The sequence below is a fragment of the Streptomyces sp. TLI_185 genome (genome assembly GCF_003814765.1).
Taxonomy (GTDB): Bacteria; Actinomycetota; Actinomycetes; order Streptomycetales; family Streptomycetaceae; genus Streptomyces.
This window is the reverse complement of record NZ_RKRB01000001.1, coordinates 4,218,206-4,240,400: the sequence shown is the minus strand read 5'-3', so window position 1 is coordinate 4,240,400 and position 22,195 is coordinate 4,218,206. Positions and strand designations below refer to the sequence as shown.

15 protein-coding genes are annotated in these 22,195 nt (G+C 71.9%); 4 read left to right on the top strand and 11 right to left on the bottom strand.

Going from position 1 to position 22,195, the window contains the following annotated elements; genetic code table 11:
• The first annotated feature begins 24 nt into the window (after positions 1–24).
• Both EDD92_RS19380 and EDD92_RS19375 read left to right on the top strand, forming a co-directional pair.
• The gene (locus EDD92_RS19380) at positions 25–651 is read left to right on the top strand and encodes a TetR/AcrR family transcriptional regulator (protein ID WP_123965490.1); all 627 of its coding nucleotides are present in this window, start codon (positions 25–27) and stop codon (positions 649–651) included.
• Positions 652–728: 77 nt separating this feature from the next.
• Positions 729–1,373 carry a response regulator transcription factor gene (locus EDD92_RS19375; RefSeq protein WP_123965489.1) on the top strand — a complete coding sequence of 215 codons (645 nt, stop codon included), beginning with the start codon at positions 729–731 and terminating at the stop codon, positions 1,371–1,373.
• A gap of 1 nt (position 1,374) precedes the next feature.
• Here the strand turns inward: EDD92_RS19375 and EDD92_RS19370 are convergent, their stop codons facing one another.
• The 3 genes from EDD92_RS19370 to EDD92_RS19360 all read right to left on the bottom strand — a co-directional run bounded on the left by EDD92_RS19370 (position 1,375) and on the right by EDD92_RS19360 (position 4,674).
• Entirely contained in the window at positions 1,375–2,316 is a 942-nt protein-coding gene (locus EDD92_RS19370; protein ID WP_185124064.1) for an ADP-ribosylglycohydrolase family protein, read from the bottom strand.
• A 9-nt stretch (positions 2,317–2,325) separates the two neighbouring features.
• Positions 2,326–3,306, bottom strand: a complete 981-nt coding sequence (galE, locus tag EDD92_RS19365; protein ID WP_123965488.1) for a UDP-glucose 4-epimerase GalE — start codon at positions 3,304–3,306, stop codon at positions 2,326–2,328.
• 84 nt (positions 3,307–3,390) lie between these two features.
• Positions 3,391–4,674 carry a glycosyltransferase family 87 protein gene (locus tag EDD92_RS19360; RefSeq protein ID WP_123965487.1) on the bottom strand — a complete coding sequence of 428 codons (1,284 nt, stop codon included), beginning with the start codon at positions 4,672–4,674 and terminating at the stop codon, positions 3,391–3,393.
• A 212-nt stretch (positions 4,675–4,886) separates the two neighbouring features.
• On the opposite strand from EDD92_RS19360, the gene EDD92_RS51170 reads away from it, so the two are divergent.
• Positions 4,887–6,482: a glycosyltransferase family 39 protein gene (locus EDD92_RS51170; protein WP_260327316.1), complete on the top strand. Its 1,596-nt coding sequence runs from the start codon at positions 4,887–4,889 to the stop codon at positions 6,480–6,482.
• On the opposite strand, the gene EDD92_RS19345 is transcribed toward EDD92_RS51170, so the two are convergent.
• Positions 6,395–6,886, bottom strand: a complete 492-nt coding sequence (locus EDD92_RS19345; RefSeq protein ID WP_123965486.1) for a MarR family winged helix-turn-helix transcriptional regulator — start codon at positions 6,884–6,886, stop codon at positions 6,395–6,397. The genes EDD92_RS51170 and EDD92_RS19345 overlap by 88 nt on opposite strands.
• A 121-nt stretch (positions 6,887–7,007) precedes the next feature.
• Here EDD92_RS19345 and EDD92_RS19340 point away from each other — a divergent pair, with 121 nt between their 5' ends.
• Positions 7,008–7,421 (top strand): organic hydroperoxide resistance protein, encoded by a 414-nt coding sequence (locus EDD92_RS19340; protein ID WP_123965485.1) that lies wholly within the window; start codon positions 7,008–7,010, stop codon positions 7,419–7,421.
• A gap of 3 nt (positions 7,422–7,424) precedes the next feature.
• Here EDD92_RS19340 and EDD92_RS19335 read toward each other — a convergent pair whose 3' ends face one another.
• The 7 genes from EDD92_RS19335 to EDD92_RS19305 form a co-directional block, all read right to left on the bottom strand.
• Positions 7,425–9,656, bottom strand: coding sequence for a bifunctional glycosyltransferase family 2 protein/CDP-glycerol:glycerophosphate glycerophosphotransferase (locus EDD92_RS19335; RefSeq protein ID WP_123965484.1), 2,232 nt, complete (start codon positions 9,654–9,656; stop codon positions 7,425–7,427).
• A 5-nt stretch (positions 9,657–9,661) separates the two neighbouring features.
• On the bottom strand, positions 9,662–11,860 hold the full coding sequence (locus tag EDD92_RS19330) for a CDP-glycerol glycerophosphotransferase family protein (RefSeq protein WP_123965483.1): 2,199 nt from the start codon (positions 11,858–11,860) through the stop codon (positions 9,662–9,664).
• A gap of 159 nt (positions 11,861–12,019) precedes the next feature.
• A complete protein-coding gene (locus EDD92_RS19325; protein ID WP_123965482.1) occupies positions 12,020–14,227 on the bottom strand; it encodes a bifunctional glycosyltransferase family 2 protein/CDP-glycerol:glycerophosphate glycerophosphotransferase in 2,208 nt (735 codons plus the stop codon).
• Positions 14,228–14,385: 158 nt separating this feature from the next.
• A complete protein-coding gene (locus EDD92_RS19320; RefSeq protein ID WP_123965481.1) occupies positions 14,386–15,297 on the bottom strand; it encodes a carbohydrate ABC transporter permease in 912 nt (303 codons plus the stop codon).
• Complete coding sequence (locus tag EDD92_RS19315) at positions 15,294–16,634, bottom strand: carbohydrate ABC transporter permease (RefSeq protein WP_123965480.1); 1,341 nt, start codon at positions 16,632–16,634, stop codon at positions 15,294–15,296. Before EDD92_RS19315 ends, EDD92_RS19320 begins: the two co-directional genes overlap by 4 nt.
• A 7-nt stretch (positions 16,635–16,641) precedes the next feature.
• Positions 16,642–18,021, bottom strand: a complete 1,380-nt coding sequence (locus EDD92_RS19310) for an ABC transporter substrate-binding protein (protein WP_123965479.1) — start codon at positions 18,019–18,021, stop codon at positions 16,642–16,644.
• A 290-nt stretch (positions 18,022–18,311) separates the two neighbouring features.
• Positions 18,312–21,890 (bottom strand): FHA domain-containing protein, encoded by a 3,579-nt coding sequence (locus tag EDD92_RS19305; RefSeq protein ID WP_123965478.1) that lies wholly within the window; start codon positions 21,888–21,890, stop codon positions 18,312–18,314.
• Positions 21,891–22,195 lie beyond the last annotated feature (305 nt).

Below are 22,195 nucleotides of genomic sequence, written 5' to 3'. Positions count from 1 at the left end.
TCGCAACGCCCTATGCTGGTCCGCATGACGACGAACGCCGACGAGCCCCAGACGCGTCCGCGCCGCCGGACCCCCGCCGGGGCGGCCGTACTCCGGGAGGATGTGACGGAAGCCATCCGTGCGGCCGTCTTCGAGGAGCTCGCGGCCGTCGGCTATGCGCGGATGTCCATCGAGGGGATCGCGCGCCGCGCGGGCGTCGGCAAGACCGCGGTCTACCGCCGCTGGCGCTCCAAGCTGCACCTGGTCCTCGACGTCGTATCGGCGATCGCGGTGCTGGGCCTGCCGACGCCGGACACGGGTTCCCTGGAGGGCGATCTGCGGCTGCTGTACGAGGTCACCTCGCGCGCCCTGCGGCACCCGGTGGCCTCGCAGATCATCCCGGACCTGCAGGCCGAGGCGGCCCGCAACCCGGAGATCGCCGAGGCCATGCAGAAGACCCTGCGCGAGGGGCAGGAAGGTGTGGCCCTCAAGATCATCGTGGCGGCGGCGCAGCGAGGTGAGATCAACGGGGAGCTGGACGAGGATCTGGCGCTCGACCTGATCTCCGGGCCCCTCTACTGGCGCTCGGTGGTGATCCGCAGCCCGAAGCTGCCGAAGGACTACCTGGCGGCGCTGGCGCGGGCCACCGCGGAGGCCCTCAAGGCGCTCTGAGTATGCTGCGGTCGCCGGCCGCCGGTGGCCGAGAGCGAGTCGCCGCCCGCGGTGGCCGGAGTTGAGGCGGAACTGCCGTGAGAGTCGTGATCGCCGAGGACAACGCCCTGCTGCGCGAGGGCCTCGTCCTCCTGCTGACGTCCGCCGGGCACGAGGTCGTGGCCGTCGCCGGCACCGGGCCCGAAGTCCTGCCCGCACTCCTGGAGCACCGTCCCGACGCCGCCGTGCTCGATGTGCGCATGCCGCCCGGCTTCCGTGACGAGGGCCTGCGCGCGGCGCTCGAGGCACGCGCACAGCTCCCCGGGCTGCCGGTGCTGGTGCTCTCGCAGTACGTCGAGGAGTCGTATGCCGCCGAACTGCTGACCGGGGGCGCGAGCGGGCTCGGCTATCTGCTCAAGGACCGGGTCGGCCGGGTCGACGAGTTCCTCGACGCACTGGAGCGGGTTGCCACCGGCGGTACGGCGCTCGACCCCGAGGTCGTCACCGAACTCCTCACCCGCCGCAAGGACTCGCCGCTCGACTCCCTCACCCCGCGCGAGCGCGAGGTGCTGAAACTGATGGCCGAGGGCCACGACAACGCGACGATCGCCAAGACCCTCGTCGTCACCGAACGCGCGGTCCACAAACACATCGGCAACGTCTTCCTCAAACTGGGCCTGCCCCCGAGCGACAGCGGACATCGCCGGGTGCTGGCCGTACTGACGTACCTGAACAACCGGTAGCTCAGACTTCCCGGCCGTGCAGCCACCGTGCGAGGGTCGTCAACTCCGGGGTGCGCAGGACCCGTCCGCCGAAGCCGGGCAGGGGTACGTGCAGCGGGGCGGTCCAGCGTTCGGGTATCGCGCTCATGCCGTACACGGCTCCCGCGAGCCCGCCGGTCACTGCGGCGACGGTGTCCGTGTCGCCGCCCAGGTCGATGGCGGCGCGTACGGCGGACTCGTAGGACCGGGTGGTGCGCAGGGCCCAGACGGCGGAGGCGAGGCAGGGCCAGACGGCTCCGTTGAATTCCGTCGCTAGGTCGGGGTGCCAGTCGTGGGCGAGTACGGCGGCATAGCGGGCCCGGTGGTCGGCGTGGACCGCCGCGAGCGTGTCGGGGACGGCGGCGATCGGGTCGCCGCCGGCCAGGGCGACACGCACCAACTCGTGGAAGACCGCGGTGCCCTCCCAGGCCGCCCGGTCCCCGTGGGTGAGAGCCGCGAGGCGGCGGGCGGCGTCCATCGTGGCGTCCCGGCCCGCGTCCGCGAAGTACACGGCGGAGGTGGCCGCCCGCATCAAGGCCCCGTTGCCGGCGGCTCGTTGGCTGGCCTGGAAGTGCAGGGCAGCGGCCAGGTCCCAAGGGTCGCCGCTGCTCAGTACGGCTTCTGTCTGCAGGCCGATGTCCTTCGGGTCGGCAGCCGCCCAGCGCCGGAATCTGCCGAAGACGTCCGGGAGTTCGAGGCCGCCGTGCTCCAGCAGCGACTCGGCGACGAGGACCGCCATCTGCGTGTCGTCGGTCGCCTCGCCGGGGTCCCAGCCACCGCCCCCGCACATCTCGCCGCCCTGTCCCGGCTCGGGAAAGCGGGCTGAGAAGGCTCCCTCCGGGCCGAACTCGAACGGGGCGCCCAGGGCGTCACCCACGGCGGAGCCGATGACGGTGCCCAGGGCGCGGTCGGTAGCGGTGATCACCCGGGCAGGCTAGCCCCGCGCCGCCTCCGGATGTACCCGTACCCAGCCCTCCCAGGCCGACGTGATCATGTCTTCGACGTCGTGCTTGGCCTTCCAGCCCAGTTCGGTGGCGGCGCGGTCGGCGGAGGCGACTACCCGGGCCGGGTCGCCCGGGCGGCGGGGGGTGGTCGTCGGGGGGCGGTCGTAGCCGGTGATGGCGTTGATGCGGTCGATCATTTCGCGGACGGAGACGCCCTCGCCGCGGCCGATGTTGAGGGTGAGGTGGCGGCCCGGTGAGGACTGGAGCGTGCGGGCGGCCGCTACGTGGGCTTCGGCCAGGTCCACTACGTGGATGTAGTCGCGGACGCAGGTCCCGTCAGGGGTTTCGTAGTCGTCGCCGAAGATGCGCGGGGGTGCGTTGTCGGTGAGCTTCTCGAAGACCATCGGGATCAGGTTGTAGACGCCGGTGTCCGCGAGTTCGGGGGTCGCGGCGCCCGCCACGTTGAAGTAGCGCAGGGAGGCCGTGGAGAGGCCTGTCGCGCGGGCCGTCGCGCGGACCAGCCACTCGCCGACCAGCTTCGTCTCGCCGTACGGCGACATGGGCAGGCAGGGCGTTTCCTCCGTCACCAGCTCCACGTCCGGCATGCCGTACACCGCCGCTGAGGACGAGAAGACGAAGGACGGGACGCCGGCTGCCGCCACCGCCTCCAGGAGGACGCGCAGGCCCTCGACGTTCTCCCGGTAGTAGTGCAGCGGCAGGTCCACGGACTCGCCCACCTGCTTCTTCGCCGCCAGGTGGATGACCCCGCTGACGTCGTGGACCGTGAGGGCGCGGGCGACGCGCTCGCCGTCCAGCGTCGACCCCACCACCAGCTGCACACCCCGCGGCACGCGCTCGGCGATGCCCGTCGACAGGTCGTCGTACACCACGGTCCGCTCGCCCGCCTCGATCATCGCCCGGACGACGTGCGCCCCGATGTATCCGGCGCCGCCGGTGATCAGCCAGGTCATGTGCGGCCGTCCCCTTCGTCAGTTGGCCCGTGGTGGTGCGGTATCAGTGAAGCAGGCGGTGGAGTCCCGCGCCGTCGGCACCTTCTATGCCCCGGAGTGCTGGGGAAGGCGGCGGGTGACCGGGTCCGGTTCGCGCGTGGGTGCGGGAGTCGCGGGTGCGGGGCGGGTGGAGCGCCACAGCCGGACGAGGGACAGTACGGCGGCCGCGGCGAGCAGCCCGTTGCGGGCGAGCATCAGCGCGCAGCCCGGCCAGGTGCAGGCGATGACCTGGCCGTAGAAGAGCGGATAGGCGACGGCGCTGAGCGCGGTCGCGGCCAGCACCAGGGCGGCCACCGGGCGCTGCACGGTGTGCCGCGAGGTCAGGCACACGGCGGCCAGGCCCAGCAGCCAGATCATGTACTGCGGACTGATCACCCGGCTGGTGACGGTGAACAGCAGGACGGCGCTCAGTGCGGCGTCGTACGGCGTCGCGGGCGTCCAGCGTCGGGCCCGCAGCCGCCACAGGAGCAGCAGCCCGAAGGCGACCGCCGTGAGCGCGAGGGACACCTGCGCGACGGTCCGCACGTACGGGCCCGTGAACTCCATGGCGCCGTACTGGTAGCGCACCTTCCCCGGCCACCCGGCGTGTGTCGCGAAGGCGAGCGCCGTGCCGCCGAGCGACTCGATCTGCACGCCCCGCCCGCCCTGCTGGCGCAGGAAGGCGAAGGGGTTGGCGAACAGCGCCGCGAGGACCGCGAGCGACCCGGCCCCGGTGACGGCGGCCCACGCCCACGCCGAACGCGTCGTACGCCCCCTCGGTGTGCCCAGCAGCACCAGCGCCGGCCACACCTTCACCAGGGCGCCGAGCGCCGCGAACACCCCGCACGCGCGCGTGGAGCGCGGCAACGTCAACAGGGAGATGACGGCGAGGGCGGTGACCTGCACGTCGTAGCGGGCGAGCGGGAGGTGCAGGAGGAGAGGGAGGCCGCCCACCCACATCGTGGCCCCGAGGAGCGTGCGGCCGGGGCGGTTGCCCGCGAGGGCCAGCGCCAGCGTGATCGCCGCGTCGGCGGCGAGGGTGAGGACGACGAACGCCTGGAAGTACGTCAGGCCCGGCAGCAGCGCGGGCGACAGCAGCACCGCGCCGGCCCCCGGTGGGTACTGCCACAGCGGGTCGTGCGCGGGAAAGGCGCCGTGCGCGAGGATGCCGTACCAGTCGTGGTAAAGGTGCCACACCTCCCGTGCGACCGAGCCCCTGCCGAGCCGGGGCGCCGCGTTGTGTGCGAGCAGCCACAGCATCAGAGCCCGGGTGGCGAGCCAGGCGGCGGTAACGGCGAGGAGCCGGCGTGTTCCGGCGGTGGTTGTCACGGCTTTCGTCACGGCGTTCATCACGGCGGATCGTAAGCCGGGCGAATGGTGTATGACTGCTAATACACCGTCAATCCTCGGTAAGAGCCCGCCTACCGCACAAAATCAGCCGTGTGCTGAGCGAGGACGAGGGGCGGGCGAACCGTCGGTGGGTGCGTGCGGAGATCGTGGCCGTGGCGGTGCCCGCCGTCGTCATACTCGTGATCGGTCTCTGGGGGCTCGACCGCGGCGGCATGTGGGGTGACGAGAGCGTCACCTTCCTGGTCGGGCGGCGCACGGTGCCGCAGATCTGGCAGCTGCTGCACGGCCTGGACGCCGTGCACGGCCTGTACTACCTGTTCATGCACGTCGTCCTCGCCGTCCACCCCGGTGAGGTCGTCCTCCGGCTCCCGTCCGTGTTCGGGGCCGCCGCGACCGCCGGCCTGGTCGCGGCTCTCGGTGTACGGCTGGTCCGGCCGCGGGTCGGGCTGTGGGCCGGTCTGCTGTACGCGGTCACCCCGCTGACCGGCCACTACGCACAGGAAGGGCGCTCGTACGCACTCGTCGCGGCGGGCGTGGCGGCGGCGACACTGCTGCTGGTGCGCACGGTGGAGGGACGGTCGCGGCGCGGTTGGTGGTGGTACGGCGGCGTCCTCGCCGTGACCTCTCTGCTGCACGAACTGGTCGTCCTGGTGCTGTGCGCGCATGCGCTGACGCTGGCGCTCATGCGGGTGCCCAGGGCCGTATGGCTGGGCTGGGGGCGGGCGGCGGGGCTGGTGGGGGCCGTTCTGCTGCCCTTGGTGTGGGTGTCGCAGGAGCAGTCGGGGCAGGTGGGGTGGCTGGTGACACCCGGGTGGGACCAGGCCGGGCTGCTGGTGCGGGACTTCGTCGTCGCCCCGGACGGGGTGGTGTTCTGGGTGGCCGTCGCGCTGATGGTGCTGGGGCTCTGGGCGGGCCGACTGGCGGCGGTCGCGCTCCCGCTGCTCGTGCTGCCCCCGGCGCTCCTGATCGCCGTGTCGCAGATCCGGCCGCTGTACCACGAACGGTATGTGCTGTACGCGCTGGCGGGGGCGCCGCTGCTGGCCGCCGCCGGCGCCGACCGGCTGGCCGCGGCCCTGGCGCACCTGTGGCTCAAGCAGGCACGGCGAAGTTCGCTGGGGTGCGGCAGCGCCCCTAAGGGGCGCGGGGCCCCGCCGCGGGAGCGGCTAATGTCACGGCCGATGAGCGGCTCCGCCGCGGGGCGCGACCAGCCAAGACGGCGCCGCAGACAAAGCACGACCCATCCCGGCCCTTCCCGCGGAGCGCTGGGCACCCTCACCGGTGTCCTCGCCGTCGCCCTCGCCTTCGTCCAGTGCCTACCGCTCTACCGCCAGGACCGCTCCCCGGCGCACCGCCCCGAGAACCTCGGTGCCGTCGCCGCGCGGGCCGCCCGCGACATCCGTCCCGGCGATCCGGTGCTGTTCCTGCCGTCGAACTGGCGACTGACGGCGCTGACCTATCCGAAGGCGTTCCGCAAGGCCCGGGACATCGCGTTGCGGGAGTCCGGGCCCCGGTCCGGGACGCTGAGCGGCATCGAGACCACGCCGGAGGAGCTGCGGCACAAACTGGCCGGTGTGGACCGGATCTGGGTCGTCGGCCAGTCGAGGCTCCTGAGCTCGGGGCTGCTGCCCGCGAACCCGACCGAGCGCGTCAAACTCGCGGTCGTGGAGGAGCAGTTCATCGCCCGGGAGAGATACGTCAGCGGCCGGGTGACCTTCCTCCTCTACGTCCGCCGCCCCGCCGTCTCCGCCTCCGCCGCGGTGGCCGCGTCCAGCGCCGAGGTGAGCTCGTCGAGCCGGGACCGCAGCTGACGGATCTCGTCCACGTCGAAGCCCGTGGCCGCGACGATCCGGCGCGGTACCTGAACAGCCTGATCGCGCAGGGCGGCGCCCTCCTCGGTCAGCCGCACCTCCACCGAGCGTTCGTCGCGGGCGCTGCGTTCCCGCCGTACCAGACCGGCCGCCTCCAGCCGCTTGAGCAGCGGGGACAGGGTGCCGGAGTCCAGTCGCAGGTGTTCGCCCAGCTTCTTGACCGGCAGATCGCCGTGCTCCCACAGCAGCAGCATCACCAGGTACTGCGGGTAGGTGATTCCGAGGTCCTTGAGGATCACCCGGTAGACGCCGCCGAAGGCACGCGAGGCGGCGTTCAGGGAGAAGCAGATCTGCTGGTCGAGGCGGAGCCAGTCGGTGGTCGGGGTGTCGGGCGCGGTGGTCATGCATCCAGGATAGCTCTTGCGAGCCATTTAGTTGTGCGCAATTGAATTGTGTGCTCTACTTGTGGTCGTGAGGCGGCCTCCAGAAGCCGCCGGAACATGACTCCGAGAGGGATGGTCATCCATGGACGCGCTCTACACCGCTGTCGCCACCGCCACCCACGGCCGCGACGGTCGCGCCTTCACCAACGACGGCAAGGTCGACGTCAAGCTGGCCCCGCCGGTGGAGCTGGGCGGCAACGGCGAGGGCACCAACCCCGAGCAGCTGTTCGCCGCCGGTTACGCGGCCTGCTTCGGCAGCGCCCTCGGCCTCGTCGGCCGCCAGGCGAAGGTCGACGTCAGCGACGCCGCGGTGACCGCCGAGGTGGGCATAGGCAAGCAGGGCGAGGGCTTCGGACTCAAGGTCACCCTCCGCATCGAGCTGCCGGACACCGTGGACGAGGCGACCGGCCGCAAGCTGGTCGAGACCGCCCACCAGGTGTGCCCCTACTCCAACGCGACCCGCGGGAACGTCGACGTCGACCTCGTCATCGAGTAACCCTCAGCTCAGCGAGTGAGCCCGCTCCGCCGCAGGAGCGGGCACCACAGGGGCCGCCTGCGGCGCCGGCGTCTTCTCGCCCAGCAGCACCGTCCGTACGACCCGCTCGGCGGCCCGTCCGTCGTCGAACTCGCAGAACTGCTGCCGGAAGGCGGCCCTGAGGCCCGCGGACTCCTCGTCCCGCCAGGTGTCCGAGGCGAACAGCCAGGCCAGCTCCCGGTAGGAGCGTGACACATGGCCCGGCGCCTCGGCGGTGATGTCGAAGTAGGCGCCCCGGCTCGCCGCGTACGCACCCCAGTCGTCGGCGTGGATCACGATCGGCCGATCCAGGTTGGCGTAGTCGAACATCAGGGCCGAATAGTCGGTGACCAGCACGTCGGAGGCGAGCATCAGGTCCTCGACGTGCGGCTCGTCCGTCGCGTCGACGAGCACACCGCGCGCGTGCAGATCGGCGAGGCCGAGCCCGCGCGCCGTGCCGGTGGCGAGGGTCGGGTGCAGACGTACGACGAGGGTGTGCCCGGCACCGAGGTCCGCGGCGAACCGGGCCAGGTCGATCCGGTCGACGTGCCCGCCCCGGCGGTACTCGCGGCGGGTCGGCGCATACAGTACGACGGTGTTCCCGGCGGGGATGCCGAGCCGCGCCCGCACGGCCTCGGCGTGCTCCGCAGGCGGAGCGACCAGCACGTCGTTGCGCGGACTGCCCGACCGCAGCGAGGTGAAGTGGCAGGGGTACGCCCGGTCCCACACCAGCTCGGAGTGCCGGTTGGCGACCAGGCTCAGATCCCAGCGGTCGGCGCGGTGCAGCATCTTCGGCACGCTGAAACCGTGCCGGGCACCCGGCTTGGTCAGCAGGTCGGCACCCATGTACTTGAGCGGTGTGCCCTGGTGGGTGTGCACATGGACCTGGCCGGGGCGTTTGACCAGGGAGCCCGGCCAGTTGACGTTGTTCACCCAGTACGTGGCCCGCGCCATGACCGCGTGGTACTCCCGCGAGCCCGGCGTCACAAAGTCGGTGCCGGGCGGCAGCGACTCCACCGCGTCCTCCCGGACCACCCACACCCCGCGGATGTGCGGCGCGAGTTCGCAGGCCTTGGCGTGGATCGCGGCCGGGTCGCCGTGCACGCCCGCGTGGTGGGTGGCCGAGTAGACGGCCAGGCGCGGATCGAGGGGGAGCCTCGACTGGGCTGCGTACCAGGTGCGTTGGGCCGCCGCCGATGCCTTGCCGACCGTACGCCGTTTGCCCGCCCCGGCGATCCTGCGCAGACCGCGGACCCCGCGCAGTGCCGCGTACGAGACGTACGGCGAGCTCGCCAGGAGCCGCATCTCGGTGCCGCGCGGGCCGTCCGGCGGGATGAAGTCCTCAGGGCAGTGACGGCGGTGGAAGGAGCGCATCTCGCGGTAGAAGGCGGAGCGGTCCGAAGGGGTCACCCGGTCCTCGCGGGCGATCACGAACAGCATGTGGTCCAGGGCCCGTTCGAAGAGAAGGGGCCGCGCCCAGGCGAGGTCCTCGCGCTCCTCCAGGAACGCGAACAGCCCCTCGTACTGCGGAAAGATGTCGAAGTGCCTGCGCCCCGGCGTCTTGGTGATCGCGCCCTGCCGGCGCTGCCGGTACTCGACGCCGATCCGGTTGAGGCAGGCGATACGGTCGGCCAGCACCATCGAGCGGTAGGTGACCGGCGCGTCCTCGTACAGGCCCGGCGCGTACTGCAGACCGTGCTCCTGGAAGAAGGAACGCCGGTACGCCTTGTTCCAGGCGACCAGGAACAGATGGGCGTACTGCGGGCTCTCACGGAGGCTGAAGACGTCCTGGCCCGCGGCGGCCAGCAGCTCGGAGGCGTCGCTCGGGCCGCCCCGGCCCCACCAGTGGGTGCGTACGTGGTCGAAGACCAGGATGTCGGGGTCCTCGGCCGACTTCAGCCGGTCGGCGACCGCGCCGAGGAGGCCCGGCGTGTAGTGGTCGTCGCTGTCGAGGAAGAGGACGTAGTCGCCGCGCGCCTCGGCCAGCCCGGCGTTGCGGGCCCGGCCGAGACCGACGTTCTCGGGCAGGTGCAGCACCCGCACCCGCGCGTCGCGTGCCGCGTACTCGTCGAGGATCGCGCCGCAGCCGTCGGGCGAGCGGTCGTCGACGGCGATCACCTCGAAGTCGGGATACGACTGTCCGAGCACCGAGTCGATGCACTCGCGCAGGAAGCCCTGCACCTTGAAGACGGGGACGATGATGCTGAAGCGGGGCACGGGTTTCAGTTCCTCACAAGGGCGGGGACCGGGGCCGGGGTGCGCTCGGCGAGCGGGATCACGGGCGGGATCGACTCGGGCGGCTCGCCCAGCAGCACCCGGCGCACGACCCGCTCGGCGGCGCGTCCGTCGTCGAACTGGCAGAACCGCTCACGGAAGGCGGCCCGTGCCGCCGTCGACTCCTCTCCCGCCCAGGAGCCGTCACGAAAGACCCGGGCCAGCTCCTCGGGCGTGCGGGCCACCGGCCCCGGCGGGTGGTCCATCAGGTCGAAGTAGACGCCACGGGTCTCCCGGTAGACGTCCCAGTCGTCGGCGTACACCACGACGGGCCGGTCCAGGTTGGCGTAGTCGAACATGATCGACGAGTAGTCGGTGATCAGCGCGTCCGCGGCCAGGCACACGTCCTCGGAGGAGCGGTGCGCGGTCACGTCGATGATCCGGCCGGTGCTCCGCGCCTTGCCCTGGTCGTAGAAGTAGTGGGCGCGCAGCAGGACGACCACGTCCTCGCCGGCCTCCTCGCAGAAGGCCTCCAGGTCCAGGCCCGTCTCGAAGCCCGTGTGGTAGTCGCGATGGGTGGGCGCGTACAGGACGGCCGTCCTGCCCTCGGGGACCCCGAGCTCCCGCCGGACACGGGCCACGTCGTCCGCGGTCGCCGTGTAGTACACGTCGTTGCGCGGATAGCCGTACTCGAGCGTCTCGTGCGCGGCGGGGTAGGCCCGCTCCCACATCTCGGTGGAATGGCGGTTGGAGGTGAGGTTGTAGTCCCAGCGGTCGATACGGGCGAGCAGCTTGGCGAAGCTGCCGGTCGCCGAGGCCACGACGGGATAGGTCGCCTGGTCGACGCCCATCTTCTTCAGCGGGGTGCCGTGCTGGGTCGACAGGTGGACGCTGCCCGGGCGCTTGACGACGGCGTCCGCGAAGTTGGCGTTGTTGACGAGGTACTTGGCGGCGGCCAGCACGTCCCAGTACTTCGTGCTGCCGATGACCGCGTACTCGATGCCCTCCGGCATGGTGTGTTCCTGGCCCGGTTCGACGAGGAACACCGAGCGCAGGTGCGGGGCGAGTTCGCGGGCCTTGGCGTGGATCGCGGCCGGGTTGCAGGCATAGCCGCGGCCCCAATAGGCGCAGTAGACGACGAGGTTGGGGTCCAGCGGGCGGCGCAGGTTCCGCGCGTACCGCAGGCGTGTGCGCACCATGTGGGGCCGCGGCAGGCGCTCGGCCGCCTTCACCGCCGCCTGGTTGGCCTCCCGCAGGGCACGGAACGCCGTGTACGCCCCGGCCGCCAGCAGCCGGTGCTGCAGGCCGAGGCTGCCGGGCGGCGTCCGGTGGCCGACGGGGCGGTGCCGGCGGTACAGCCTGCTCGCCAGCCGGAAGAAGGCGCGGCGTCTGCCGGACAGCCGCCTGGGGTGCGCGGCGGTCTTCAGCACGGCCGCGAAGAGCTGCTCGAACAGCGGGGCCGACCGTTCGCAGGGCAGGTCCAGTTCCGCGGCGCGGGTGAGCACCAGGTCGGTCTGGGCGAGGAGTTCGAGGTGGTGCTCCCCGGGGAGGGCGAGCCGGCTGCCCTGTCTGCGCGCCAGGTGCCGTACGACGACCTGGCGCAGCACCGCGGCCTTCTCCGCTGCCAGCGTGACCAGGCCGCCGAAGCCCACATCGGTGAAGTGGCCGTCCGGGAAGCCGATGCGCTGCTCGACCAGGAAGGCCCGGCGGTAGGCCGCGCTCCACGCCGGGAGCTGCACGCCCGTCAGCTGCGGCACCTCCTCGGGGGAGAAGGCGCCCGCCGGAGTCTTCGGCAGGAGCAGCGCGGCCGGGTTGGTCGGCTCGCCCTCCCACCAGGGCACGCGCTCGTGCTCCATGTACAGGACGTCCACGTCACCCGTCTCGGCCAGGCGGGCGTCCACGGCCGCCAGGGCGCCGGGGACGAGGGCGTCGTCGCAGTCGAGGAACAGCAGATACGTGCCGGTCGCCGCCCGCATCCCGGCGTTGCGCGCCCCGGACAGACCGGCCGTGGGGGGCGAGTGCACCGTGGTCATCCGGGAGTCCCGCTCGGCGTACCCGTCGACGACGTCCGCCGCGGGCGTGCCGGGGCCGTCGCAGACCGGGATCAGCTCGAAGTCGCCGAAGGACTGTGCGAGCACGGAGTCCAGCGCCTGGGACAGCCGGCCTGCCACCCCATGGGACGGGACGATGATGCTGAAGCGGGGCATGCTGCTCTTTCTGTCGTTTCTGCCGATGTTCTTGCGGGGCCCGGATACGGCTCAGCGGAGGCGTCCCGGCCGGCCTGTGGGACGCCAGGTGGACGGCCGGCTCGGTGTGGGCCGCGACGGGCTGGAGGGCATGCGAACTCCCCGGAGTGAGAACGGCATTCAGAGGCTGTCGGTGACGGTCAGCGGGCCGCCGGGTTGCGGCACGGTCGCCTGCGGGGAGCGCGCGAGGGTCGCGGCCGCGGAGGGCACGGGGTGGCGCTCGGCGAGCGGGATCACCGGCGGCAGGTCGGTCTGGCCCAGGACGACACGGCGTACGACACGCTCGGCGGCGCGTCCGTCGTCGTACGGGCAGAACCGCTCGCGGAACGCGGCCCGCAACTGGGCCGAGCGGGAGCCGCGCCAGTGGCCGGTGGCGAAGATGTCGATCAGCTCGTCCTCGCTGCGGGCGACCGCGCCCGGCGGGAAGGCGCGCACGTCGAAGTAGGTGCCGCGAGCCGCCTCGTACGCCGCCCGGTCGTCGTCGGCGGAGTGGAGCACGATCGGGCGGTCCAGGCCCGCGTAGTCGAACATCAGGGACGAGTAGTCCGTGAGCAGGGCGTCCGAGGCCAGGCAGAGGGACTCGACGCCGGGGTGGCCGCTCACGTCGATGATCCTGGCACTCTGCGGGACGGGGCTCTCGGTGCGGGCGAGGACGACGTAGCGGGGGCCCAGGCGGCGCAGGACGCGTTCCAGGTCCAGGGGGGAGCGCTGGGTGCGGCGGTAGTCGCGGTGGGCGGGGGCGTAGAGGATAGCGACGCTGTCCTCGGGGATGCCGAGGGACTCACGCAGGCGGATGACGTCGTTCGACGTGGCCTTCTGGAACACGTCGCCCCGCGGGGAGCCGTATTCGAGCGTGGTGTAGCTGCCCGGGTAGACCCGCTCCCAGGTGAGGGTGGAGTGGCGGTTCGCCGACAGGACGTAGTCCCATTTGTCGACGTCGTCGAGAAGCCCTTCGAAGTCCAGGTCACGCGCCGCGGCCGGGCGTTCCTGCAGGTCGAGGCCCGTGTGTCCGAGCGGGGTGCCCTCCAGGGTCTGGACCAGGACCTGCCGGCGGCGCTTGACCAGGCGGGGCTCGAAGCGGGTGTCGCTGACGAGGTACTTGGAGCGGGCCAGGGCCGTCCAGTAGGCGGCCGTGCCGGGGCGGGCGAGCCAGGACGTGCGGACGTGCGGCGCGAAGGCGCGGAAGGCCTCCTCCAGGGCGCCCGGGTTGCAGCCGTGCTCGCGGCCGTCGTACGTGGTGAAGACGGCGCGGTCGGCGCGCAGGGGCAGCCGGAGCTGGATGCGGTAGTGCACACGCAGCGCCGTCGCCCTTGCGGTGCGCAGGAGTTTGACGCACAGCTTGACCGTCCTGCGGCGCAGGGCCGCCGCCAGCTGCAGTGAGCGGTAGGTGCGGTGCAGGCCCCAGCGGATCAGGGTGTGGCGGAGGCGGGAGCCCAGCGGGACGGGCGGGCCGGGCACGCGGTAACGGCGGTAGTGGGCGCGGGCCTTGCGCAGGAAATCGGCGCGGGAACCTCGGGGGAGGCGTTCGCGGTGGGAGAACACCTTCGTCAGGTGGTTGACCATACGGCGGAACAACAGCGGCCGCCAGCGGGCGAGTTCGGGGCGCTCGTCGAGGAACGCGAAGACACGGTCGTACTGTTCGAAGAGGTCGAAGTGCTTACGGCTGGTGGTGGAGAGGATGTTGCCCTGGCGGCGCTGCCGGTAGTGCACGCACACCCGGTCGAGGGTCGTGATGGACTCCGCGGCCATCAGCACCGGGAACGTCCACGGGGTGTCCTCGTAGTAGCCGGGCGGGAAGGTGAAGCCCTCGCGCTCGATGAACTCCCGCCGGTACGCCTTGTTCCAGGCCACCATCAGCAGCTTCAGCAGGCCCGGGCGGTCCTCCAGGCGGAAGGGGGCCGCGCCCTGCTCGGTGAGCTGGTCGGCGACGACGTTGCGGACGGTCTCGCCCGACCAGAACGTGCGCGCGTAGTCGTAGACGACGACGTCCGGTTCGCCCGTCTCCTTCAGACGGTCGGCGATGGCGCGCAGTGCATGCGGGGTGAGCGCGTCGTCCCCGTCCAGGAAGACCAGGTAGTCGCCGCTCGCCCGCTCCAGGCCCGCGTTGCGGGCGCGGCCCAGGCCCTGGTTCTCGGTCAGGTGCACGGGGTGGACGCGCGGGTCGCGGGCCGCGAACTCGTCGATGATCGCGCCGCTTCCGTCCGGCGAGCAGTCGTCGACCGCGATCAGTTCGAGATCGGGATACGACTGCGACAGCACCGATTCCAGGCATTCGTGCAGATACGCCTGAACCTGGTACGCGGGGACGATGACACTGAACCTGGGCAAGGCACATCCATGGGGTCGGCGCGGACGACGGGGCCTTGCCCGGGAACGGCCGATGGAGTGACTTGGTTACGGTGCCTGCGGCATACGGGGGATCCTGGGTGAACGGAAGGGGGCGGGACCGTAACGTCCCGCCCCCTCCAGCACGTTGTCCTCCAGGGCTATTTGACGGCTCCCGCCATGACCCCGGAGACGAACTGCCGCTGGAACGCGAAGAACACGACCAGCGGGATCACCATCGAGATGAACGCGCCGGGTGCCAGGACGTCGACGTTGTTGCCGAACTGGCGTACCTGCGTCTGCAGGGCGACCGTGATCGGCTGGCTGTCGGCGTTGGTGAACACCAACGCCACCAGCATGTCGTTCCACACCCACAGGAACTGGAAGATCGCCAAGCTCGCGATCGCCGGACCGCCGAGCGGCATCACGACCCGGAAGAACAGGCGCAGTTCGCCCGCGCCGTCCAGGCGGGCCGCCTCCAGCAGCTCTCTCGGGATCTCCGCGAAGAAGTTCCGCAGCAGGAACACCGCGAACGGCAGACCGAAGCCGACGTGGAAAAGGATCACCCCGAAGATGGACCCGAACAGGCCGATCTTGCCGAACAGTTCGGCGATCGGAATCAGCGCCACCTGCACCGGCACAACGAGCAGGCCGACCACGCCCAGGAACCACCAGTCGCGGCCGGGGAACTCCATCCAGGCGAACGCATAGCCCGCGAGGGAGCCGATCACGACCACGAGAATCGTCGCCGGCAGCGTGATCAGCGCCGTGTTCACCAGGGAGTTGGTGATGTCGCTGTTCTCCAGCAGCTTCTGGTAGCTGTCGAAGGTGAGTGAGGAGGGCTTGGAGAAGACGTTCCACCAGCCGTTCGCGCCGATGTCCTCCGGGGCCCGCAGCGAGGAGACGAGCAGACCGAAGGTCGGCACCAGCCAGAACAGGCCGACGATGATGAGGAACACCCGCAGCAGACCACCGCTGACCCCCTCGGTGAGCCGCGAGCCCAGGGACCTCTTCGCCCTGACGGCCGTGACGGGCGGCGCCGCCTTCCTGAGACTTCCGGCATGCGTCGTCATCGCCGTACCTCCCGCTTCAGCCGGCGAACGTTGAACCACATCACCGGAATCACCAGCAACAGCAGGAACACGGCGATGGCGCTCGCGATGCCCGGCTGGTCCTCGGAGAAGCCCTTGCGGTACAGCTCCAGGGCGAGCACGTTCGCGTCGTCCTGGGAGGAGTTCGGGGCGATGATGAAGACCAGGTCGAAGATCTTCAGCACATTGATCATCAGGGTGACCGTGACGACCGCGAGGACGGGTGCCAGCAGCGGCACCGTGACCCTTCTGAACACCTGCCACTCGCTCGCCCCGTCGACGCGGGCGGCCTCCAGGAGTTCACGCGGCATCCCCGCGAGCCCGGCCGCGATCAGCACCATCGCGAAGCCCGCCCACATCCAGATGTACGACCCGATGATGGCCGGCGTGACCAGCGACGGGCCCAGCCAGTCCAGGCCGTTGTACGGCTCCTTGAAGTTGCTCGCCGGCAGCCGCAGCTGTGCTCCGTCGGCCTTGGCGGGCAGCGTGAACGTGCCGTCGCCGGCGGCCTTGGCGGACGCGACCACCTTGCCGTCCTTGACGGCCTCGACCCGCATGCCGGAGTAGCCCAGCTCGGACGGGTCGACCCCGCCGAGCTTGCCGACGCCCTTGCCGCGCGTGAAGTCCTGCCAGGCCGTGCCGGTGATCTTCCCCGGATCCGGCTTCGCCTGTACGGCCTTCTTGGCGCTGCCGGGCATCTGGTCGGGGGCGACGCCGACAAGGGGAAGGGCGACCGAATCCCCGGTGTGGACCGTCGTCCTGGTGATGAAGCCGCCGCCCTGAGCCGTCAGCGGCGACTGGCGGCCCGGGTGCGCCTTGGGGAACGCCGAGGACTCGGCGAACGTGTCGTGGACGCCCACCCACACCGCGTTGGCGACCCCCTTCTCCGGGTCCTGGTCGTACACCAGGCGGAAGATGATGCCCGCCGCCAGCATCGAGATCGCCATCGGCATGAAGACGACCAGCTTGAACGCCGTGCCCCAGCGCACGCGTTCGGTCAGCACCGCGAAGATCAGGCCCAGCGCGGTCGAGATCGTCGGCGCGAACACCACCCAGATGATGTTGTTCTTCAGGGCGGTGCGGATGCCGTCGTCGGTGAACAGGGCCTTGTAGTTGTCGAAACCGGCGAAACCGTCGCCGGAGGAGTTGTAGAAGCTGCGGACGATCGAGTACCCGATCGGGTAGACCACGAGCGCGCCGAGCAGCACCAGCGCGGGCAGCAGGAACATCGCTGCCACGGTCTTCCGGGTGCCGGTCACGCTCTTGCGCTTCGGGGCAGCAGGGGTGGGTGGCACCCCTGCCGCCGTGGCCGACGTCATGGCCGGATCAGCTCCCGCTGCCGTATGCCGCCGCCGCGTCCTTCTCCAACTTCGCCTGCGTGCCCGCGACGTCCGTCGGGTTCTTCAGGAAGTCCTGGAGGTCCTTCCACTCGCCCTTGCCCGGCGTGCCGCCGAAGGCCTGCGGGGCCTGGTCGGACATGTCGAAGCGGAAGTTGTCGCCCGAGTCGATCAGCGCCTTGGCGATCGTCTGCTGGACCTGGTTCGGATACGCCGAGTTCGGCACGTTCTTGTTCGGCGAGAGGTAGCCGCCCAGCTTCGCCTGGATGGTCGCTGCGTCCTCGGAGGCCAGGAACTTCGTCAGTGCCTGCGCGCCCTTGGAGTCCTTGAAGATCACCGCCGCGTCACCGCCGGTCACCACCGGTGCGGTGGCACCGACGGTCGGGAACGGGAACACCTTCGCGTCCGTGCCGATCTTCGCCTTGGTCTGCGCGATGTTGACCTGGACGAAGTCGCCCTCGTACACCATCGCCGACTTCGGCTGGTCGCCACCGGTGAAGGTGTTGGTGACGGAGTCGGTGAACGAGGTCTGCAGCGCACCGCTCGGGCCGCCCGCGACGTAGTCCTTCTTGCCCCAGATCTGGGCGAGAGTGGTGAGCGCCTGCTTGACGGACGGATCCGTCCACTTGATCTTGTGCTGGGCGAGCTGGTCGTACTTCTCCGGTCCGGCCTGCGACAGATAGACGTTCTCGAACCAGTCGGTGCCCGGCCAGCCGTCGGCGCCGGCCACGGAGAAGGGGGTGACGCCGGAGTCGTAGACCGTCTGCGCGGTGGTCAGCAGGTCCTTCCAGGTCTTGGGCTCCTTCGCGCCCGCGTTCGCGAAGACCTTGGCGTTGTACCAGATCAGCGACTTGTTGGCGGCCTTGTAGTAGACGCCGTACTGCTTGCCGCCCACCTTCCCGATGTCCTGCCAGCCCTGTGAGTAGTTCTTGGCCAGCTCCGACTGGACGTCGGCGTTCACCGGCTTTGCCCAGCTCTTGTCCACCGCCTGCTTGATGGCGCCGGGCTGCGGAAGCATCGCGACGTCCGGCGGCTTGCCGCCCGCGATCTTCGAACCGAGGAAGTTGATGATCGGGTCCTGAGCCGGCACGAAGGTGACCTTGGCCCCCGTGCGCTTCTCGAACTCCGAGAGCACCGCCTTGAAGTTCTTCTGCTCGGCGCCGGTCCACACGGCGGCGACCTCGAGACTTACGCCGTTCAGTTTGGGGAGCGTGACGGTGGCGCCGGTCTCCTTGCCGCCTCCTCCGCCGTTGTCCTTCTTGTCGTTGCCGCCGCAGCCCGTGAGTGCCAGCGCGAGTGCCGCCGCCAGGAGGGCGGCTGCGGATTTGGCGGCCCTGCGTGTCCGGTAGTTGCTGCTCGTGCTGCGCATCACTGCCCCGTTCTGCGATCTTCGTCGAACGTTGAGCGCTGTCCCGTGTGATCTGGTCTACGCCCGTGGGGTGGGGTCGGCAAGTGTGCGTCCGCTGTCAACCGGGGATTCGTGACCGCCTCGTGACCGGGCGTTCGGTGTAGGTGTGACTCTTGCTGGGGGCTGCCGCCCCCAGACCCCCGCTTCGGCCTGAGCGGCCTCGTCCTCAAGCGCCGGACGGGCTGGGTTGCTCTGGACGTGGGCTGAAATGTGCCGAGCCCGAAACGCGGCCTGGCCGCGCGAAGCGAGGCCTAAAGAAGCGAAGGAACCTCCGTCGCCGCGACCTCTCGCGCCGCTCGCTCCAATGCGCTGGCCAGCAGGGCCAGGTCCGTCGGGCCGTTGCCCAGTTCTCGTACGGGTCGGCGGGTCGGGGGGTCGCCCATGCGCTGCCAGTCCAGGGGGACGACCGTGGGGCGGAGGGTGGCCGTGCGGGGGATGCGGCCCGTGACGCGGCCGCCCTGGAAGAGGGTCGTCCGGCCGTCGGGGCGAGTCAGGCTGCCGCGGCCCGGTGCCGGGTCGTCAGGGCCGCTGCCCGGGGCGTCGAGGGTCACCCGGAGGGTGGCCTTCCGGGCCGGTTCCGTGTCCGCCGTACGGCCGCCGGGGGCGGTCGCGGCCACCAGGTGGACGCCGAGTCGCTCGCCCTCGCGGGCCACCGCCTCCAGCGCCCGCATGACGGAACCCGCGGCCGGTCGGCCCGGTGAGCCGAGTGCGGGGGAGACCAGGGCGTCCAGGTCGTCCACGACCACCACCAGCCGGGGGAGGGGCGGTGCGGCCTCTGTCTGCCGGCGCGCCGCTCCCGGACGCAGCCGTATCGTCGAGCTGGGCGGGGAGTCCAGGTCGCCGGTTGCGTTCGTGCCGGTCGCCCGCTGGGTCACCATGCGGCCCGACAGCTCCCGGCCCGTGTGCCACTCGGCGAAGGTGGAGCGGCCCAGCAGCTCGGCCCGGCGTTTCAGCTCGGCGCTCAGGGATTGGGCGAACTCCCGCATGCGGACGGGGTCGTTGGCGGTGAGGTGGGTCGTGACGTGCGGGACGTCCGTGCAGACCCGTAGGCCGTCGCCGCTTGCGGAGGGCGCACCCCCGGTGCCCACGCTGTCCCGGCCGTCCATCAGGACGATGCCCAGCCGGTCGGGGCGCTCGGCCGCGGCCAGCGAGGCGACCACGGCCCGCAGCAGCTCCGTACGCCCGCTGCCTGCAGGGCCCTCGATCAGCAGGTGCGGGCCGTCGGCGGCGAGGTCCGCGCTGACCGGGCCGCGCGGACCGGCGCCGAGCACGGCCCAGGCACGCCCGCCGAGCGACTCCGCGTCGTCCGCCGCATCCGCCCAACGCGCCATCAGCGACGCCGGGGTGGCCCTCGCAAGCCCCAACTCGTCCAGCAGCCGCGCCGCTTGCGGCAACGGCACGGACACCCGTGCCTGCCGCTCGGTGCCGGAACCGTCCGTCCTGAGCGGTGCCAGCGCCCGCGCGAACCGCTCGGCCCAGGCGAGGGAGACGGCGTCCACGGCGGCCACCGTGCCGGGGCCTATGGGGCCGGGGTGCGGATGTGCGGTGCCACCTGTGGGCGGGGCGGTCGCCGGGGTTATGGGCACGGGCCTGGGCATGGTGTGGGTGTCGGCCGGTGACGCCGGTTCCGTGCGGTCGGCCGGGTCCACCGGCGTCGGCGGGCGTTCCGCCGCCCCGCTTCCGGGCGCTCCCGGACCGGTGCGCGCCACCCGCATCAGCCGCAGTGCCGTCGCCACGTCCCCGCTCAGCAGGGCGACCGCGCCGCAGTCCCGGAAGGCCGGTGCCACCGCGCACGCCGCCTCGTACGTCTCCGTCACCGGCGACGCGGGCGAGGCCGACACCGTCTCGGCGAGGCAGACGACATGTATCCCGGCCCGCGGTCCCTCCAGGGCCAGCCGCGCCACCGCCTCCCGCACCGCGGCGCCCCCGGGGTCGCCGTCCACGACGACCACGGTGTACGGCCCGGCGAAGCCGTCCGGCTCCGCCGCACCGTCGTCGGCATGCGCCCAGGAGGGCCTGCGGGCGGCACTGCGGGTCTGGGAATGGACGTCGGAGGTACGTGGTGCCGGCCGTGTTCCGTGCCGTGCCTCCGTCTGCTGGTCCTCCAGGCGCCGCAGCAGCTCGTCGGTGCGGGCCGTGGCCTGTTCGCGGTCGTAGGCGAGGAGGAGGCGGCAGTCCTGGCCGTGGCCGGGGCGGAGGTGGGGGAGCCAGCCGAGCCAGGACCATTCCGCGGTGCGCTCCTCCAGCGGGCGGGAGCGGTCCGCGGCGATCAGGACGATCTCCAGGGCTTCGGGGGAGTGCAGCGCGGCCAGCTGGGCGAGCACCGCACGGGCCAGCCCGGACAGCCGGGTGCGGGGGCCGGCCAGGCCCAGCGCGCCGGCCTCGCGCAGGTCCGCGGTCACCGGCACCGCGGGCAGCAGCCCGGAGCCGTCGGGCGCCGCCCGGTCCGCCGTGCCGAGCCGCACCGTGAGCGCCTCCGGGTGCCCCGGCCCGCGCTCCCACAGCCGTGGGCCGGGCCCGAGCGCCGTCAGCAGCAGCGCGGCCGGGTCGGGCCAGGCCTCCGGGAGCTGGGGGCCGGTGCGGGGGGCGGGCCCCACCGTCGTGTCGGGGGCGCCGTCCTCGTCGTACGCGTCAAGCTCGGCCGCGGCCTGCTCGCTGCGGCCGCCGGCCAGCCGTCGTGCCCACGCGGAGAGCCCCCCGCGCCTGCGCAGGCCCGGGGGCACGTCGGTCCCGCGGAGCGGGGTTCCCTTGCGCCGGCCGGTCTCGGGGGCGTCCGTGCCGTCCGGTGAGTCCCATACGACCGCACCGAAGCGGCCCGCGTGCGTGTTACTCAGGTCTGCCTGGTGATGCCCGCGCCGGTCGTCCCCGCCGACCTGCTTGTCTGCCGTGGGTCCGGGGGTTGTTCCCGGGGAAGGCGTGGTGCCGCCCGCTGCGGATGTTCCTGCGGCCCTCATCTCCATCCGCGGTGCGCCGCCCTGCTCGGGAACCAGCGGGGGTTCGGCGGAGCCGTGTCCCTGGGCGGAGGGCATGCCGCGCGAGGGGGTGGCGGAGGGATCGCCGCCGTCGGCCACGCGCGCGTGGGGCGTCGCTTCGGGTGCCGGGGTGCCGCTCCCAGGGGCCGCCGGTGTCCCGTCGGCGGCCTCCGGCTCGCGCTCGCCCACGGACGTCACCCGGACATGCCCTTCCCCGTCCGGAGCCGTAGGCACCCGAGCCCCCGGTCCCCCGGCCGGAGCAACCCGCAGCGCCGACTCTCCGATGCGGAGCAGGGCGCCCGGTGTGAAGCGCACCGGGCGGGTGCTCAGGCGGGTGCCGTCCAAGGTCGTGCCGTTCGTCGAGTCGAGGTCGGCGACCGAGACCTGGCCGTCCGCGGCGACCGTGACCGCGCAGTGGAGGCGGGAGACATCCGGGTCGTCGAGCGGGACGTCGGCGTCGGCGGAGCGGCCGATGCGGATCTCGCCGCCGTGCAGGAGGTGGACGCCGCCCGCGTCCGGACCTGCGATCACATGCAGCTGGGTCGGGGCGTCGTCCAGCTCCGGGTGCGGTTCCGGCTCGGCGGGGGCGCCCAGGGAGAGCACCGCGCCGTCGATCAACGGGGGCTCGCCGAGCGTGCTGCGGCGGTCGTCCAGACGCTCCGCGCCCGCGTACAGCACCACCGCGCCGCCGGAGGCCGAGGCGCTCGCCTCGCCCGCGACCGCCGAGGCCAGGGCCGACGCCACCGCGGCCAGGGCCGTACCGGCGGGCGCCGTCACCAGCACGTCGCAGCTCGCGGTGCGGCCCCGCGCGCGGTCGGGCGGGCCCAGGGGGTCTACGACGGTCAGCCGGATCTGCATCGCCGTCAGCGGTCCCTTCTGCGCGGGTCTGCGCGGGCGCGGACTACCCCCCACCCCACACGAGCACATCGGCCAGTACTGGTACTCAAGGCATCCTCGCACCTGCCACTGACAACGCGCCCGTCCCTCAGGGGCAAGTGATCTTGAATGGTCGGCTCTGCCCGCAAAAGTGCCTGACAGATGACACAGCGCAGACCGCTTGAGATCGGTCACGCCCGCTTCGGGCAACCGGCGGACCAAGTCGAGCGTCTTTCCTTCGAACATGCACGGGGAGGCGTACGTAAGACGCTGGGACGGCGACAGGT

Bases quoted from the DNA above. Each gene is read 5' to 3' on its own strand.
- EDD92_RS19380 (WP_123965490.1), top strand. From the start codon at position 25: ATGACGACGAACGCCGACGAGCCCCAGACGCGTCCGCGCCGCCGGACC.
- galE (WP_123965488.1), bottom strand. From the start codon at position 3,306: ATGACCTGGCTGATCACCGGCGGCGCCGGATACATCGGGGCGCACGTC.
- EDD92_RS19360 (WP_123965487.1), bottom strand. From the start codon at position 4,674: ATGAACGCCGTGACGAAAGCCGTGACAACCACCGCCGGAACACGCCGG.
- EDD92_RS51170 (WP_260327316.1), top strand. From the start codon at position 4,887: ATGTGGGGTGACGAGAGCGTCACCTTCCTGGTCGGGCGGCGCACGGTG.
- EDD92_RS19345 (WP_123965486.1), bottom strand. From the start codon at position 6,886: ATGACCACCGCGCCCGACACCCCGACCACCGACTGGCTCCGCCTCGAC.
- EDD92_RS19340 (WP_123965485.1), top strand. From the start codon at position 7,008: ATGGACGCGCTCTACACCGCTGTCGCCACCGCCACCCACGGCCGCGAC.
- EDD92_RS19330 (WP_123965483.1), bottom strand. From the start codon at position 11,860: ATGCCCCGCTTCAGCATCATCGTCCCGTCCCATGGGGTGGCAGGCCGG.
- EDD92_RS19320 (WP_123965481.1), bottom strand. From the start codon at position 15,297: ATGACGACGCATGCCGGAAGTCTCAGGAAGGCGGCGCCGCCCGTCACG.
- EDD92_RS19315 (WP_123965480.1), bottom strand. From the start codon at position 16,634: ATGACGTCGGCCACGGCGGCAGGGGTGCCACCCACCCCTGCTGCCCCG.
- EDD92_RS19310 (WP_123965479.1), bottom strand. From the start codon at position 18,021: ATGCGCAGCACGAGCAGCAACTACCGGACACGCAGGGCCGCCAAATCC.
- EDD92_RS19305 (WP_123965478.1), bottom strand. From the start codon at position 21,890: ATGCAGATCCGGCTGACCGTCGTAGACCCCCTGGGCCCGCCCGACCGC.